General features: G+C 73.3%; 13 protein-coding genes and 1 pseudogene. 8 read left to right on the top strand and 6 right to left on the bottom strand.

The genetic code is table 11. The annotated features are described in order from the left end of the window. Positions 1 to 310: 310 nt before the first annotated feature. The 7 genes from WMF31_RS29900 to WMF31_RS29870 all read left to right on the top strand — a co-directional run bounded on the left by WMF31_RS29900 (position 311) and on the right by WMF31_RS29870 (position 7,989). Complete coding sequence (locus tag WMF31_RS29900) at positions 311 to 1,588, top strand: arabinan endo-1,5-alpha-L-arabinosidase (RefSeq protein ID WP_436605210.1); 1,278 nt, start codon at positions 311 to 313, stop codon at positions 1,586 to 1,588. A 133-nt stretch (positions 1,589 to 1,721) separates the two neighbouring features. Continuing rightward, positions 1,722 to 2,372, top strand: coding sequence for an RNA polymerase sigma factor (locus WMF31_RS29895; RefSeq protein ID WP_436605209.1), 651 nt, complete (start codon positions 1,722 to 1,724; stop codon positions 2,370 to 2,372). Continuing rightward, positions 2,369 to 3,544, top strand: a complete 1,176-nt coding sequence (locus tag WMF31_RS29890; protein WP_436605208.1) for a tetratricopeptide repeat protein — start codon at positions 2,369 to 2,371, stop codon at positions 3,542 to 3,544. The genes WMF31_RS29895 and WMF31_RS29890 overlap by 4 nt, the downstream gene beginning before the upstream one ends. Then, a complete protein-coding gene (locus WMF31_RS29885) occupies positions 3,541 to 4,665 on the top strand; it encodes a hypothetical protein (protein ID WP_436605207.1) in 1,125 nt (374 codons plus the stop codon). The genes WMF31_RS29890 and WMF31_RS29885 overlap by 4 nt, the downstream gene beginning before the upstream one ends. Before the next feature lie 285 nt (positions 4,666 to 4,950). After that, a complete protein-coding gene (locus WMF31_RS29880; protein WP_129346280.1) occupies positions 4,951 to 5,577 on the top strand; it encodes a high-affinity nickel-transport family protein in 627 nt (208 codons plus the stop codon). 46 nt (positions 5,578 to 5,623) lie between these two features. Next, the gene (locus WMF31_RS29875) at positions 5,624 to 6,964 is read left to right on the top strand and encodes a CobW family GTP-binding protein (RefSeq protein WP_436605206.1); all 1,341 of its coding nucleotides are present in this window, start codon (positions 5,624 to 5,626) and stop codon (positions 6,962 to 6,964) included. 74 nt (positions 6,965 to 7,038) lie between these two features. After that, a complete protein-coding gene (locus WMF31_RS29870) occupies positions 7,039 to 7,989 on the top strand; it encodes a WD40 repeat domain-containing protein (protein ID WP_436605205.1) in 951 nt (316 codons plus the stop codon). Between the two features lie 99 nt (positions 7,990 to 8,088). On the opposite strand, the pseudogene WMF31_RS29865 reads toward WMF31_RS29870, so the two are convergent. After that, positions 8,089 to 8,394 (bottom strand): annotated as a pseudogene (locus tag WMF31_RS29865) (DUF1826 domain-containing protein); the annotation flags it as partial. Between the two features lie 38 nt (positions 8,395 to 8,432). Here WMF31_RS29865 and rpmG point away from each other — a divergent pair. Further along, positions 8,433 to 8,627 (top strand): 50S ribosomal protein L33, encoded by a 195-nt coding sequence (rpmG, locus tag WMF31_RS29860; protein WP_275938705.1) that lies wholly within the window; start codon positions 8,433 to 8,435, stop codon positions 8,625 to 8,627. Between the two features lie 96 nt (positions 8,628 to 8,723). On the opposite strand, the gene WMF31_RS29855 is transcribed toward rpmG, so the two are convergent. From WMF31_RS29855 to WMF31_RS29835, 5 genes are all read right to left on the bottom strand, one after another. Further along, positions 8,724 to 11,879, bottom strand: a complete 3,156-nt coding sequence (locus WMF31_RS29855) for an efflux RND transporter permease subunit (RefSeq protein ID WP_436605204.1) — start codon at positions 11,877 to 11,879, stop codon at positions 8,724 to 8,726. 17 nt (positions 11,880 to 11,896) lie between these two features. Continuing rightward, the gene (locus tag WMF31_RS29850; protein WP_436605203.1) at positions 11,897 to 13,519 is read right to left on the bottom strand and encodes an efflux RND transporter periplasmic adaptor subunit; all 1,623 of its coding nucleotides are present in this window, start codon (positions 13,517 to 13,519) and stop codon (positions 11,897 to 11,899) included. After that, positions 13,516 to 13,974, bottom strand: a complete 459-nt coding sequence (locus tag WMF31_RS29845; protein ID WP_436605202.1) for a TolC family protein — start codon at positions 13,972 to 13,974, stop codon at positions 13,516 to 13,518. The genes WMF31_RS29850 and WMF31_RS29845 overlap by 4 nt, the downstream gene beginning before the upstream one ends. Positions 13,975 to 14,064: 90 nt before the next feature. Next, a complete protein-coding gene (locus tag WMF31_RS29840; RefSeq protein ID WP_436605201.1) occupies positions 14,065 to 15,081 on the bottom strand; it encodes a M56 family metallopeptidase in 1,017 nt (338 codons plus the stop codon). Continuing rightward, positions 15,078 to 15,512, bottom strand: coding sequence for a BlaI/MecI/CopY family transcriptional regulator (locus WMF31_RS29835; RefSeq protein ID WP_436605200.1), 435 nt, complete (start codon positions 15,510 to 15,512; stop codon positions 15,078 to 15,080). Before WMF31_RS29835 ends, WMF31_RS29840 begins: the two co-directional genes overlap by 4 nt. Positions 15,513 to 15,517 lie beyond the last annotated feature (5 nt).

Here is a 15,517-nt window from a genome sequence, read left to right as displayed (position 1 = left end):
TATCCACGAAGCGCACCGTATCGCACCTTGACCCGGGCTCCCGGGCTGCGCGTCGCGGAGAGCACCGCCCATGACCGCGAGGAGTCGCAGCGCTTGTGGTGTTCGTGTAGAATTCTTGTCATGGGCGATCGCTCTGAGCCCTTCATGCGAAACTCGAGCAACCCGTGATTGATCACGGGCGCTCCCGCCCACGTGATAAATCGAGACGATGCCTCCCGACGCCACGCGCTCGGCCGACGAGCCGCCAGGAGAGCTTCAGGAGTTTCCTATGCCCCTTTCCCGCTGCCGACCGCGTCCACGATGGGTGTCTGTGCGAGTGTGGAGCCCCGCGATCTGCCTCGTCGCGTCGCTCACGAACTGCGACCCTGAGTCGTCGACATCGGGCTCGGGCTCCGGTGGTCAGGGCAGCGGCGCCTCCACGACCACGGCGACCGCTTCCACCACCACGACCAGCAGCGGCGCGGGCGGCGATGCCGGCGCAGCGGCCGGCGCGGGCGGGAGCGACGGCGCTGGCGGGCGTGGCGGCGCGGGCGGGAGCGACGGCGCGGGAGGGAGCGACGGCGCGGGCGGGAGCGACGGCGCGGGCGGGAGCGACGGCGCGGGTGGGAGCGACGGCGCGGGTGGGAGCGACGGCGCCGGCGGGGCCGGGGACAGGTGCGCAGAAGCGATCCTGGACACGTCTCGCCCGCTCGGGGCGCTGCGGCTCACCGGGCAGCTCGGGACCCACGACCCGGTGGTCATCCATGCTGGCGACCGCTATTACCTCTTCCAGACGGGCGACCGGATACCGATGAAGACCTCCCCGGACCTCATCGACTGGCGGGACGCCGGTCGGGTGTTCGACGCGAGGCCCGCCTGGCTCGCGGCGAAGGTGCCGGGCGTGAGCGACCTGTGGGCGCCCGATATCTCTCACTTCGGGGGCGCCTACCACCTTTACTACTCCGCCTCCACGTTCGGCAGCAACCGGTCGTGCATCGGGCACGCGACCAAGGCCTCGCTCGACTCGGCAGATCCCTGGACGGACCGCGGCGAGGCCATCTGCTCGAACACCGGCGCGACGCGGGAGGACTGGAACGCCATCGACCCCAACGTCGCGATGGATGAGGACGGCACACCGTGGCTCGTGTTCGGCAGCTTCTGGAGCGGTATCAAGATGGTGAAGCTCACCCCGGCGGGGGAGCGGGCCGACGACGAGATCCACTCCCTCGCTTCCCGCCCCGACGCGGGCGGGGCGATCGAGGCGCCCTTCATCGTCCGGCGCTGCGGCTTCTACTACCTGTTCGTCTCGTTCGACTCCTGCTGCCGCGGGGTCGACAGCACGTACAAGATGGTCGTCGGTCGTTCGACGAGCATCACCGGCCCGTACGTGGACAGGGAGGGACGGCAGATGATGTCCGGCGGCGGCACCCTCCTCGTCGAGGGGAGCTCCCGGTGGCGCGGGCCAGGGCACAACGCCGTCCTGTTCGCCAGCGACCGGGCCTTCAACGTCTATCACGCCTACGACACGACCGCGAACGGCGCCCCGACGCTGCGGATCTCGGAGCTCGCGTGGGACAGCGACGGATGGCCGATCTCCGGAGGCCCTTAGAGCGGCGGTCTCCCGCTTCGGAGACGGGCCCATCTCGGCGTTTTCGGTGCTCAGCGCACATGAGTGCGTTTCCGCGCCGAAGACGCCGATGATCCGCAGAAGCCCGGCTTGACCCGTCCTTCTGATGTCGTGCATGGTCTGGAATGTGCGGAAGCTCGCGACCGATCTCCCGGCGCCGGCGGACGGCGCCGCCCCGAGGACGGACGAGCTGCTCGGGCTCGCTCGGGCCGCGGCGGCGCGCGAGCCCGCGGCCGTCCGCACGCTCGTGATTGAGATCGGCGGGTCGATGCTACGGACCGTGAGGAAGGTGCTCGGTCCACATCACCCCGATGTCGAGGACGTGACCCAGGAGGCCGTGCTCGCGCTGCTCCAGGCGTTGCCGTCGTTCCGGGCGGAGTGCACGGTGCTCCACTTCGCGAACCGGGTCGCGGTGATGACCGCCCTCGCCGCGCGCCGCCGCCTCCGGGGGCGCGAGCGCTTCGACGCGCTGGACGCCCAGGTCGAGGCAGCGCCGGACGAGGGGGGGCCGTCGCCGTTCGCCGAGGTGGTGTCGGCCCGACGCCGCGGGGTGGTGCTCGAGGTGCTGGACAAGATGCCCGCGTCGACGGCCGAGGCGCTCGCCCTCCATTTCGTGCTCGGTTATACGGTCGACGAGATCGCGGCGCTCGCCGGGGTCTCCCCGAACACCATCTGGAGCCGGCTCCGGCTCGGCAAGCAGGCGCTGCGGCGCGCCCTCGCCAATGACGTGAGGCTCGCCGAGCTCCTCCAGGGGAGGGACGGGTGAACCCCGACTGCCGGAGCGAGCTCCTCGTGCGGGTCCGGCGCGGCGCCGCGACGGAGCCGGACCGGCTCGCCTTCGATGCCCACCTCGGGACCTGCGCGTCGTGTCGGATGAGCTGGGAGCTCGCGCGGGCCTTCGACGCCGTCGGCGCGGCGGAGCCCGGCGACGCGGAGCTCCTCGCGCGCATCGCGCGCGTCGCGATCGGGGAGGGGGCGCTCGATCCGCGGCGCGAGAGCGCGCCGGTGCGGCCCGACAACGACGTCGGGCGCGGGGGCGACGCCGGGCGCGGGGGCGACGCCGGGCGCGGGGGCGACGCCGGGCGCGGGGGCGACGCCGGAGAGCCCGGGAGCGGCCTCGCCGGGCGGCGCGGGGCCGGATGGAGGCGAGGCGCCTGGCTCTACGCCGTGGCGGCCGTCCTCGCCGGCGGGGTCGCCGCCGCGGCCATGGCGCTCGTCCAGGGGCGCCCGGCGCCCGAGGCGACCCCGAGCGCCCGTCGGCTCGAGCCGCCGCTGCGGGGCATGATGTCCCGTCCGCGCGCCGCCGCGCCTCCCGAGGCCGTCCCGTCCGCCAGCGGGTCGGCGGCGGTCGACGCGCCGCCCGCGCCGTCGAGCGCGCCGGCGCCCGCCGGGGCGCCGCCGCCTCGCGCGGCGCCGGAGCCCGCGGCGCCGGAGCCCGCGGCGCCGGAGCCCGCGGCGCCGGCGGCGAGGCCGCGTGGCGCGGCGCGCGGGCCGAGCGCGGCCGCGCCTCCGGCCACCGCGTCGTCGCCGATGGGATCCTCGGCCGCCGCGGCCTCCGCCGTCACGGCGGAGCAGCTCTTCCGCGAGGCCAACGACGCGCGGCGGGCCGGGAGCGCCCGGCGCGCCATCGCGCTGTACCGCTCGCTCCAGCAGGGCTTCGCGGCGTCGCCGGAGGCCACGCTCTCGCTCGTGTCGCTCGGCAGCCTGCTCCTCGACACCGGCGCGCCCGCCGCCGCGCTCGCGCAGTTCGATCGGTACCTCGCCGCCGCCGGCTCACGCGCGCTGGCCGTCGAGGCGCTCTACGGCCGCGGGCGCGCGCTGCGGGCGCTCGGGCGCTCCGGCGACGAGGCGCAGACCTGGCGGCGCCTGCTCCGGGAGCACCCGAGCTCGCCCTACGCCGAGCACGCCCGCCGCCGCCTCACCGAGCTCGGAGGGTGATCACGAAGCGGGCGGCCCTCTGCCTCGGGCTCGCGGCGGCCGTCGCGCTCGCCGCCGCGCCTGCTCGGGCGCAGGAGGGCCCGCCAGCGCCCTCCGGATCGCGCCGCGCTCCCGTCGTCGAGCTCGTCCTCACGGGCGACGCGGACCACCTCGACGTCATCCGGACGGCGCTCGAATCCGAGGCGCTCTCCGCCTTCACCGTCCGCGTTCGGATCGCGCCGCGCTTCGACGCGGCAGCGCTCCTCTCGACGCGCGCCTCCTCCGGCGTGACCCTCTCGTGCTGGATCGATCTGAGCGACCCGCGCCGCGCCGCCCTCTACTTCACGGATCCCGTGGCCGATCGCTTCCTCTTGCGCTCGATCGAGCTCTCGGGCCGCTTCGACGAGCTCGATCGCGAGTCCGTGGCCCAGGTCGTGGAGCTCTCGCTGCGATCGCTGCGCGAGGGCGCGCGCTCCTCGCTCGACCGGGCGCAGGCCAGCGCGCTCCTCCTCCGGGACGCGGGGCCGGAGGAGGGAGGGGCGCCGCGGGCGCGGCCCACCCGCGATCCGGTCCCGGCGCCATCCAGGCCGCGCCGCGCGCTGGAGCTCGGGGTCTTCTACGGCGTCATGGCGCACTCGGACGAGCTGGGCTGGGCGCACGGCCCCGGGCTGCGCGTCGGGCTCGGCGGCGGCTGGGGGCGGCAGCGGCTCTCGCTCGGCGCCCGCTTCCAGTACCAGATCGAGCGCCGCTACGAGGAGCCGCGCATCGGCCTCGACCTCAGCGCGGTCGCGCTCCGCGCCGACGCCTCCTGGCTGCTCTCGCTCGGTCCGGGCGCGACGTCGCCCGAGCTCGGCGCGCGGCTCGGGGCGGGGGTCGACCGCGTGACCGCGACGCCGCGGCAGGGGAGCGCGGAGAACCCCGGGTTCGTCCCGACCGGGGCGCGCGCCGCGAACGCGTTCGTGCTCGCGGCCGGCGTCCTGGCCAGGGTCTCGCTCACCGGGGGCATCTGCCTGTTCACGGAGCTCTTTCTCGAGCTCGATCCCGCGCGCATCGATTACGCGCTGGCCCTCGAGCAGGGGACCGAGGCCGTCCTCACGCGCCACCGGCTCCGGCCGGGCGCGCTCCTCGGCATCGAGCTCTGAGGCGCGCTCCCGGCCGGTGCCGCCCGCCTGCGGGCCCGGCGCCGAGAGCGCCGGAGAGGCCAGGGAGGTGGAGCATCGTAAATTCCAGCGCCCGGGCTGTCGCTAATCGGATGCATTTGCAATCCTGTTGCAAGTTGTGCCCAGGTCGATTACCCGGGGCGTCATGCACCCGCACACGGAAGCTGCGCCGCACGGCGGCCGCGGCGTGGTCCCCACGGCGTCTCCGGACGCAGCAGCGCTTCATCTCATGGCGGCGCCTCGCTCGCCCGGCGCCGGAGGGCGGCCGTGACGGGCGTGTCTGCGCTGCTCCTCGGGCTCGGCCTCGGCCTGCGCCACGCGACGGACGCTGACCACCTCGTCGCCATCGCCACGTTGCTCCAGCGCGAGCGCGGGCCGCGCCGCGCCGCGCTCATCGCGGCGCTCTGGGGGCTCGGCCACTCCGCCACCTTCCTCGGCGTCGGGCTGCTCGTCGTCCTGCTCGACCTTCGCATCCCTGCGCCGTTCGAGAGGGCGGCCCAGCTCCTCGTGGCGTTCATGCTGATCGCGCTCGGCGCGTGGCACCTCGTGCGCCCGCAGCGGCGAGCGTCAGCGTCCGGCCACGGCGGCGCCGCGCACGCGAGGTCGGTCGCCGTCGGCCTCGTCCACGGCCTCGCGGGCTCCGCGGGCATCGCCCTGCTCGCGACGACGACCATCCCCTCACGGCTCTGGGCCGCGGCGTACCTCGCGCTCTTCGGCCTGGGCACCGTCGCCGGCATGATCGCGCTGACGGTGATCCTGTCGTGGCCCATCGGGTGGACGCTGGCGCGAGGGGGCGCGGCGCGCCGCTTCTCGATCGTCGCGGCGGCGCTGCTCGGCATCGCGACCGGCGTGGTGGTCGGCGCCGACGCCCTCCTCGGCGCGGGGGCGCAATGATCCGCTCGACCCCTGACACGAACAACACCCGAATCCGAAGGGACCCATGAATCAAGGCAAGATCCCCGTCACCGTGCTCACCGGCTTCCTCGGGGCAGGCAAGACCACGCTCCTCAACCGCATCCTGACGGAGAACCACGGCAAGCGCATCGCCGTCATCGAGAACGAGTTCGGTGAGATCGGCATCGACCAGGCCCTCGTCATCAACGCGGACGAGGAGGTCTTCGAGATGAACAACGGCTGCATCTGCTGCACCGTGCGCGGCGATCTCATCCGCATCCTCGGCAGCCTCATGAAGCGGAAGGACAAGTTCGACCACGTGCTCGTGGAGACCACGGGCCTGGCCGACCCCGGGCCGGTCGCCCAGACGTTCTTCGTCGACGACGACGTGCGCGAGCTGTTCGCGCTCGACGCGATCGTCACGCTCGTCGACGCGAAGCACATCCACCTGCACCTCGAGGACTCGAGCGAGTGCAAGGAGCAGGTCGCCTTCGCGGACGTGATCGTGCTCAACAAGGCCGACCTCGTGACCGAGCGCGAGCTCGACGCCCTCGAGCGGCGCGTGCGCGGCATGAACACGCTGGCCCGCGTGCTCCGCGCGACGAACGCCGACGTGCCGATCGCCGACGTGCTCGGCGTGGGCGGTTTCGACCTCGACCGCGCGCTCGCGCAGAAGCCGGCCTTCCTGGAGCCCGAGTACCCGTTCGAGTGGGCCGGCGCGTTCGACCTGGAGGAGGGCGACCACGAGCTCGTCCTGGAGCCGGGCCCCGACGCGACCATGGACGTCGTGGTCCTGCCGCTCGGGCCAGGCGCCGATCCGGGCGCGCGCGACGCCGCGGACCGCGCCGTGCGGGTCTGGGCGGAGCCGCCGGCGCGGGTCGCGCCGGGCGAGCGCCTGGGGATCGGAGAGCGCCCGTCCAGGCTCGCCCTGCGCGCCGAGGGGACGATGCGGTTCCGGCTCACCGCGCCGGAGCGCGGGCGTTACGGCCTGTACTTGCAGCACCTCCCGGGTGAGCTCGGGGCGCGGCTCGAGTCGGGCGGCGTCGTCGAGCCGGCCGCCTCGCGCGAGTTCGCGGCCGGGCACAGCCACGACGAGCAGGTGAGCTCCGTCGGGATCCACCTCGACGGCGCGCTCGACCGCGAGCGGCTCACGCGGTGGATCTCGGAGCTCTTGCGCGAGAAGGGCGCGGACATCTTCCGGATGAAGGGCATCCTGAACCTCCGCGGCCTGGACAGCCGCTTCGTCTTTCAGGGCGTGCACATGCTCTTCGACGGGCGCGAGGATCGACCCTGGGGCAGCGAGCGCCGGGCGAGCGATCTCGTGTTCATCGGCCGCAACCTGGACCGCGAGCAGCTGACCCGGGGGTTCCATCGATGCCTGGCGTGACAACGCGGGCGCCGCGCGGCAAAACCGAGCTCCCGCCGCGCTGGCGGGTCTCGGCGGGAGACTACGTCGTCGCGATGAGCGTGACGCGCGACGGCAGCCTGTGCGCGATCGGGACCGGCGCCGGGACGGTGCTCGCCGTCGACCTGCAGACCGGCGCGGTGCGCTGGAGCACCGAGGCGCACCCGAACGGGGTCCTCGCGCTCGGGTTCTCCCCCTGCGGAGCGCGCCTGGCCACGTGCGGCCAGGATGAGAAGGCGCGTCTCTTCGACCTGTCCGGCGCCCTCGTGGCCGAGCTCCCCGGCGGGGCGGCGTGGGTCGAGCACGTGGCGTGGGCGCCCGGCGGCGAGCACCTGGCCACCGGCTCGGGGCGCACGGTGCGTGTATGGACCGGGCGCGGCGAGCCCATCGTCGAGACCGAGCCGCTCCCCAGCACGGTCGCCGCGCTCGCCTTTCGGACCGACCGCGCGGAGCTCGCGGCGGCGTGTTACGGCGGCGTCTATCTCTGGTCGATCGCCGCAGGGGCCGAGTCGCGCCACCTCGCCTGGCAGGGCTCGCTCGTGTCGATGGCGTGGAGCCCCGACGGGAAGGTCATCGCCTGCGGCAGCCAGGATCGGTCGGTGCACTTCTGGCGCCTCTCGACCGGGCAGGACTCGGAGATGCGCGGGTATCCCGCGAAGCCGAAGGCGCTCGCGTGGGACGCGCAGTCGCGCCTGCTCGCGACCGGCGGCGCCCCGGCGGTCACGGTCTGGGACTTCTCGGGCAAGGGCCCCGAGGGGACCCGTCCCATCGAGCTCGAGGGTCATCAGGACACCTGCGTCCAGCTCGCGTTCAGCCCGCGCAAGGGGGTGCTCGCGAGCGGCGCCCAGGACCACGGCGTGCTGCTCTGGGAGCCGCGGCGGCTCGCGAAGCCGGTGCGTTACGCGTTCCTGGAGGACGAGGTCACCGCGCTCGCGTGGCACCCCGCGCACGCGGGGCTCCTCGGCGCGGACGCCGCCGGCACGGTCGTGTTCTGGCAGGTGGAGTAGCGGCGGAGGCGGCGCGTAAGGCGAGCCTGGTCCAGGCCCGCACGGCGGGCACCGCGACCACCACGGCGGCGTGGAGCCGGCGTAGCCGAGCCGCGCGAGCCGCACGCCGACTCGCGGGCAGCCCGTGAGATCCGCGAAGAGCGATATCAGCCCGCGCGCGTCGTGGAGGAAGGCTTCACGACCGGGCGAGGAGGGGGCTCCAGCAGCCGGCGCCGCGAGGTCGGGTGCGCCTGGGTCGACGCGCAGCGCCTCGGAGATTGGCCGTGGCAGCAGCCATTCGCGCACGAAGCCGTCCACGTCGGGGTCGACGCCCCGCCGCAGCACGCACACGCTCACATGCAACGGAGCGCGCCGTTGATGCAATCTGATTGCATCAACGGGCGGATCGAGGTAGTGACGTCGCATCCAGCAGGTCCGCCGATCCTCTGCCGCGGCTTGCTGCCATGCGACGACAAGGAGGGCACGCCGTGCGCGATATCATCAAGCTCGTCTCGTCCGCGGGGACCGGTTATTGCTACTATACGACGAAGAACAAACGGACGATGACGGAGAAGATGCAGATAAAGAAGTACGATCCCGTCGCGCGCAAACACGTGGTCTTCACGGAAGGGAAGATCTCGAAGGGCGGGGGCAAGTAAGAGCACGGGGCCTGCGCCCCGGCGGGCCACAAACAAGCCCGCCGGGGTGCAGGCCCCGTGAGCGACGACCCCGGGACGAACCTGATTGACAGCGTACTAGGCCGCGGCGCTGCCCCCTGTCGCCACCCCGGCGACATCGGCTGAGGCGGCGTCTCGCGTCGCGTTCGGCGCGCCGAAGCGCGCGAACAGCGGGGGAATCACGATGAGGTTGAGCAGCGTCGAGCTCGTCAATCCGCCGAGGATGACGGCGGACATGGGCGCCTGAATCTCGTTGCCCGGCTCGCCGGCCGCGAGCACGATCGGAACCAGCGCCAGGGCCGCGGTCAGGGCGGTCATGAGGATCGGCACGAGCCGGTCCACGCTCCCCTGGATCACCGCCTCGCGCAGCGGCAGCCCTTCCACGGTGAGCAGGTGCCGGTAGTGGGTCACCATCATGATGCCGTTCCGGGTCGCGATCCCGAAGAGGGTGATGAACCCGACGAGCGAGGCGATGCTCAGCACGCCGCCGCCGAGCCAGACCGCGACCGCGCCCCCGACGAGGGCGAGCGGCAAATTGAACAGGACGAGCGCCGCGTCCCTGGCAGAGCGGAACGCCACGAGCAGGAGCGCCGTCATCCCGACGATCGCCAGCGCCGAGAGGGCCAGGATCGTGCGGCTCGCCGACGCCTCGCTCTCGAACGCTCCGCCGAGCTCGACGCGGTAACCCGGCGGCATCTTCACCCCACCGCGCACGGCCGCGAGGACGTCCTCGGCGGCCCCCCGGAGATCGCGCCCGGCCACGTTCGCGGTCACGATGATCCGGCGCTGCACGTTCTCGTGGTTGATGAGGTTGGGCCCCAGGGTCTTGTCGAGCGCGGCGATCCCCCCGAGCTCGGTGAAGCGCTCGCCGCGGACGTCGACCGGCGTGGCGGCCATCAGGGCGAAATCCGAGCGGTAGGAGCTCGGGAGCTTCGCGACCACATCGTAGACGCGCTCCTGCTCCCAGAAGAGGCCGACCTTGCTGCCGACGAAGGCCATCTCCACGAAGCGCGAGAGCTCCCCCGGGCTCTTGCCGAAGGCGGCGAGCTCGGTCGCCTTGGGCCGAATGACGAGCTGGGGGATCTCGGTCTGCTGCTCCACCGCGAGGTCGACGACCCCGGGGACGCCGTTCATGGCCGCCTCGGCCCCGCGCGCGAGCGCGCGGAGCTGGTCGAGGTCGTCGCCGTAGATCTTGAGGGCGAGGCTCGCGCGCACGCCGCTCACGAGGTGCTCGATGCGGTGGCTGATCGGCTGGCCCACCGTCACGGAGAGGCCCGGGATCGCGGCGGCCTGCTCGCGGATCTGCGCCAGGATCTCCTCGCGTTCCCCCTTGGAGATGTCGAGCCCGACCTCGAGCTCGGAGAAGTTCACGTCGAGCGCGTGCTCGTCCCGCTCGGCGCGCCCGGTGCTCCGGATGACGGAGGTGACCGCCGGGTGGGAAAGCAAGGATCGCTCGAGCCGGCCGACGATCTGGTCCGAGGTCTCCAGCGACGTGCCGGGCGCGGTCGCGGCCGCGATGTTCAGCGATCCCTCGTTGAACTCGGGGAGGAAGCTCCTGCCGAACGAGGCCAGGGCCACGACGGCCGCGACCGCGCCGGCGAGCGAGGCGAGGCCGATCGGCACGGGGACGCGCAGCGCGGCGGCGACGACCGGGCGATAGCGCGCCTTGAGGGAGCGCACCAGCCTCCCTTCCCGGTGCGCCGCCGCGCCGTCCGTCCGGCCGAGCAGGAGCATGCAGAGCACCGGCGTGATCGTCAGCGCCACGAACAGCGAGGCGCCGATGCTGGTCACGTAGGCGACGCCGAGCGGGCGCAGGAGGCGCCCCTCGATGCCGCTCAGGAAGAAGAGCGGGGCGAAGACGAGCAGGATGATGATCGTCGCGAAGACGACCGAGCTCCGGATCTCGCGCGACGCCTCGTACACCACGTCGAGGACGGGCCGCCGCTCTTCCGGCGGCAAGAGCGCGTTCTCCCGCAGGCGCCGGTAGACGTTCTCGACGTCGATGATCGCGTCGTCCACGAGCTCGCCGATGGCGATCGCGAACCCGCCGAGCGTCATCGTGTTGATGGAGGCGCCTGTCACGCGGAGGACGAGGAGCCCCGCGAGCAGCGAGAGCGGCAGGGCCAGCAGCGAGATGAGCGTGGTCCGCCAGCTCATGAGGAAGAGGGTGAGGACGATCGCGACGAGGATCGCCCCGTCGCGGAGCACGGTCGTCACGTTGCGGAGCGCGACGCGGATGAAGTCGGCCTGGCGGAACCCCTTGCGGTAGAGGGACATGCCCTCCGGCAGCGACGCCGCGATCTCGTCGAGCGCCTGGTCGACCCGGTCGGTGAGCTCGAGCGTGTTCGCCTGCGGCTGCTTCTGGACCTTCAGCACGACGGCGTGCCGGCCGTCGACGGCCGCCTCGCCGCGCCGGATCGCCTCGCCCATGGCGACCGTCGCGATGTCGGCCAGGTGAAGCGGGACGCCGTCACGCTCGGCGATGACCACCTGTCCGAGCGCCTCGAGCGAGCTCGGCCGGCCGAGCCCGCGGATCAGGTACTCCTGCGCGCCCGCGACGTAGAAGCCGCCGGACGTGCTCTCGGAGACCCCCTGTAGCGCCTCGAGGACCTGCGCCGTCCCGACCCGGTGCTGCATGAGCAGCTCCGGCGAGAGCGTGATCTCGACCTGCTTCAGCGCGCCGCCGATGGGCACCACCTGCGCGATCCCCGGCACCGCGAGGAGGCGCCGCCGGACGAGCCACTCGGCCGTGTCCCGCAGGTCGCCGCGCGAGATCTTCGCCTCGTCGTCGCCGTCGCTGACCAGCCCCACGAACATGATCTCGCCCATGATCGACGACGCGGGCGCCATGAACGGCTCGATGCCCGCGGGGAGCGAGGAGCGGGCGGACGAGAGCTTCTCCGCGACGACCTGCCGCGCCACGACGGGCGAGACATCCCACGCGAACTCGACCCAGATCAGCGCGATCCCGACCGCGGACGACGAGCGGATCCGGCGCACGCCCGAGGCGCCGTTCAGCGCCTGCTCCAGCGGCGTGGTGACGAGCTTCTCCACCTCCTCCGGGGCGAGCCCTCCGGCCTCGGTGACGACCGTGACCGAGGGCGCCGAGAGCTCCGGGAGGACGTCGAGCGGCATGGTGGCGGTGGCGTAAGCGCCGGCGCCGATCAGCACGAGCGCGGCGGCGATCACGAGCCAGGCGTGGCGGAGCGAGCCGCGGATGATGGCGTCGAACATGGCGGGGAGCTCCTCGGCTAGTGACGGTGGGACTCGACGGTCCCCATCAGCGAGGCCAGGTGAACGTCAAAGCCGCCTCGGGTGACGATGCGATCGCCCTTCGCGACGCCCGAGCGCACCTCCACGAAGGCGCCGTCGGCGTCGCCGAGCGTGACGCGACGCTTCTCGAAGTGCTCTCCGTCGGTCTGGACGAACACGTACGGGCGCGTGTCGATCTCGACCACGGCCGCCCGGGGGACCGCGAGCGCCGTCCGAGGAGCGCCGCGCCGGACCGCGAGCACCACGCTGGCGCCGGGCCGCAGCTCGTCCCGGGGCGCGGACGCTGTCTGGGTCGAGGTTCCCTCGCCGGCCGGCGCGCCGGCGCTCGGGAGCGGCGGCACGTCGGCGATCCAGGTGGCGATCCGGGAGTCGGCGTCGATGACCGGCAGCAGCGACAGGAACCGAGCTCCTCGCCCCTCGATGTCGAGGCGCTCGCCGCTCGGCAGGCGCACGGCCGTGGGCCTCGCCTGATCGAACGTCGCCGCAGGGCGGGCGACGAAGCGCGCGCGGATCCACAGGTGATCCGTCCCGCCGATGCGCACGAGCGGCGCCCCGGCCTCGACCGGCTCGCCGTTCGGGACGAGGACCTGCGACACGATGCCGTCGAGGGTCGACTTGATCTTGATGCCGCCCGTCCCTCCTGGTGACAGGACCCGCCCGATGCGGCCCTGCGCCGAGCGCAGCCTCGCCTGCGCCGCGTCGAGCTGGTTCCTGAGCTCGATGAGCCGTCGCTCGGGTACGAGGCCGTCCTTCACGAGCGGCTCGATCCGCGCGATCTCTCGCTCGATCTGCTCCTTCTCCAGCCTGGACTCCTCGGTGGCGAACTGAAGCCGCGTGTAGTCGTCGCCGGCCACGGTGGGCGCGATGGCGCCGAGCACATCCCCCTTGGCGACGCGGAGCCCCTCCGCGAGCGCGCGCTTCGGGTCATGGAAGAACCGTCCGCCCGTCGGAGCGCCGATCGTGAGCTGATCCGAGGCCGCCGGCTCGACGGTGGCGGCGATCTCGATCTCCTTGGCGATGGGGCGCTCCTCCGCCCACGCGGTCGCGAAGGGGATCTTCCATTGCGATTCCTTGAGGAAGGTGATCGCGCCGCCTCCGGCCTCCGGCTCCGGCGGCGGCGGCTCGTCGGCGACCGTGATGGGACCGCAGTCGAAGACGTCGGTCTTCCCCGCGTGCTCGTACACCATCTCGAGGGAGTACGTGCCCGCTGCGGGCGCGGGCCCCTCGGGCGTGAAGATGCCCGGCCGCTTGACGCCCTGGATGCTCGTCTCCGCGGCGACGCCGGTGGGCGTCTTGAAGCGCACATGGAAGGTCCCCTCGGTGGCCGCCTGGAAGCCGTCGAGCCGGGTGACATGCGCGTGGTAGGGCACGGGCTTGCCAGGTGCCGGCGGCGGGAACTCCACGAAGAGCTCGTGCAGATCGGTCCACCTCGTGATGGAGAGCGGCTCCGGCTCGTTCTCCACGGCCTCGTGGTCGTGGCCGTGCCCGTGGCCATGGTCATCGTGGCTGTGCCCGTGCTCGCCGCGATGGCATCCGATCGCGCCGGGAACGAGGGCGCAGAGGGCGAGCGCGGCCGCCAGGGTGAAGCGCCCAGAGTTCATCGTGTACCTCCCGCGGCGTCGCCGCACGCGTGATCCAGCGCCGCGTCCAGCCTCGTGCCCGCTGCGTAGAGCCTGCCTGCCTGACTCTCGAGCGCCGCGGCCTCCGCGACGGCGCGCTCGAGGACCGCGTCGAAGCGCGTCGCGTGGGCCTCGGAGAGCGCCTGCTCGCGGAGAGCGCGCGCCGCGTCCTGGAGCAGGAAGCGCTGGCCGCCGAGCCCGAGCGGGACGGAGAGCCCCACGACGGTCTCGCGCTCGGCCGGTCCGCTCAGCGTGCGCTGGTGCTGGATGGAGAGCGACGGGTTCGGGAGCACACCGGCCGCGGTGACGGCGGCCTCGCCCCGGAGCCGCTCCGCGCGCGCCGCTGCGGCGGCGGGCCCTTCGGCGCAGACCCGCCGCGCCGCCGCGCCCTCGTCCAGCGGCGGAGCCGCGACGCCGCTCGACGCGGGCGCCGTCATGGCCACGAGGACAAAGCCGGCGAAGAATCTACTACGATTTGTAGTTGATGAGCACACGGCGGGACGGTGAGGGCACATCGCTGCACTCCCCTAGTGAATGAGGTGACCGATCAGCGTTTCGATGGCGTGGTGGAACCCGTCCCCGGGCCACACGAACGTCAGCAGGAGCGCGCTGGCGGCGACGATCGCCGTGGCGAGCACGTCGTTGGCGAGCCGCGGCTCGGTGCGCTGGGGAAGCGTATTCACCTCGAGCAACGCGAGGACGCGGCGCGAGAGATCATTGCCTGCGAGCGCGCCCATGGCGTGCGCGGGGAGCGCGGCCCTTCGGGACCCCTGCGCCCGGATCTTCTCGACCGCGACGAGCGCCGCGGCGACCGCGGTGGGATCGCCGAGCTTGCCGGCCGCGTGACGGTCGCAGGATTGCTCCGCTGCCGCTCGCCACGCTTCGACCAGCCGCTGGCCTGCGGGGCCTGGGAACAGGGAGACGCAGAGGCGCAGCGCGAGCAGCGTGAGCCCATCGCGCCGCTCGACGTGGGCCCGCTCGTGGTGGACGACGGCGCGCCGCTCCTCGTCCGAGAGCGATCGAAAGAGGACGCGATCGACCACGATGACCGGCGAGAGGGCGCCGATCGTGAAGGCGGTGGGCGCCCCACAGTCGGCGAGCCGCACGGCGACGCCGTCGAGCGCCACGGCCGGCAGACGCCGCACGGCCCTGGTCCACCGCGCCGAGGCGATCGCGTCACGGACGAGCCGGAGGACGCCCGGCGCGACGAGCGCGAGCCATGCCCCGACGAGGTAAGCGGAAGGCGTGACCAGCGGCAGCGCGAAGACCAGGTGGAGCGCGCAAAGGTGAGGGTGGTGCAGCCCGTGCTCGGCGCAGTGGCAGCCGACGAGCGGGTTCGGAAGCGCGAGCGCCGCGCATCCGACCGCCCCGAGGACCGCCGGAGCGAAGACGACGGCGGCGCGCAGCGCCGTCGATGGCAGCCGCTGGCCCGGCGACGGCCAGCGCACGGCGAAGCGCGCCACGAGACCGACCGCCCACGCGCTCACCAGCGCGAAGGCGACGAACGCGGCTCCGAGCGGCAGGGAGGCCAGCGGGGGCGTCACGTGGACCGTCCTTTCTTGCCCGGCGCGCCGGCGGCTTGCGACGCCCCGGCGCGCCGGCGCTCGATGAGGGACGACAGGTGCTCCACCAGCGCGGGATCGGCGCGCTCGGCCGAGTCGAGGAACGCCATCAGGACGGCGCTGCTCGGCGGCCCGCGCTCCGCGGTCAGCATGCGCGCCGCCTGCTCGCCGAGCCATGCCTCCTTCGAGGCGCGGGCGCGATACAGGAAGGCCTTCCCCTGCTTCTCTCGCTCGACCATCCCCTTCTCGTGGAGGCGATCGAGCACCGTGAGCACCGTCGTGTACGCGAGCGCCGGCCGCCGCTGAACGCGGCCGAGGACCTCGCGCACCGAGAGCGGCGACGCGCTGCTCCACAGCGCGGAGAGCACGGCTTCCTCGAGCTCGCCGAGAGGCGTGGGCTTCGGCAAGGTCACGGCGT

This window comes from Sorangium sp. So ce1036 (genome assembly GCF_051369805.1).
Lineage (GTDB): Bacteria > Myxococcota_A > Polyangia > Polyangiales > Polyangiaceae > Sorangium > Sorangium cellulosum_F.
The sequence above is the reverse complement of the archived record's forward strand: the minus strand, read 5'-3'. Positions and strand labels throughout refer to the sequence as shown.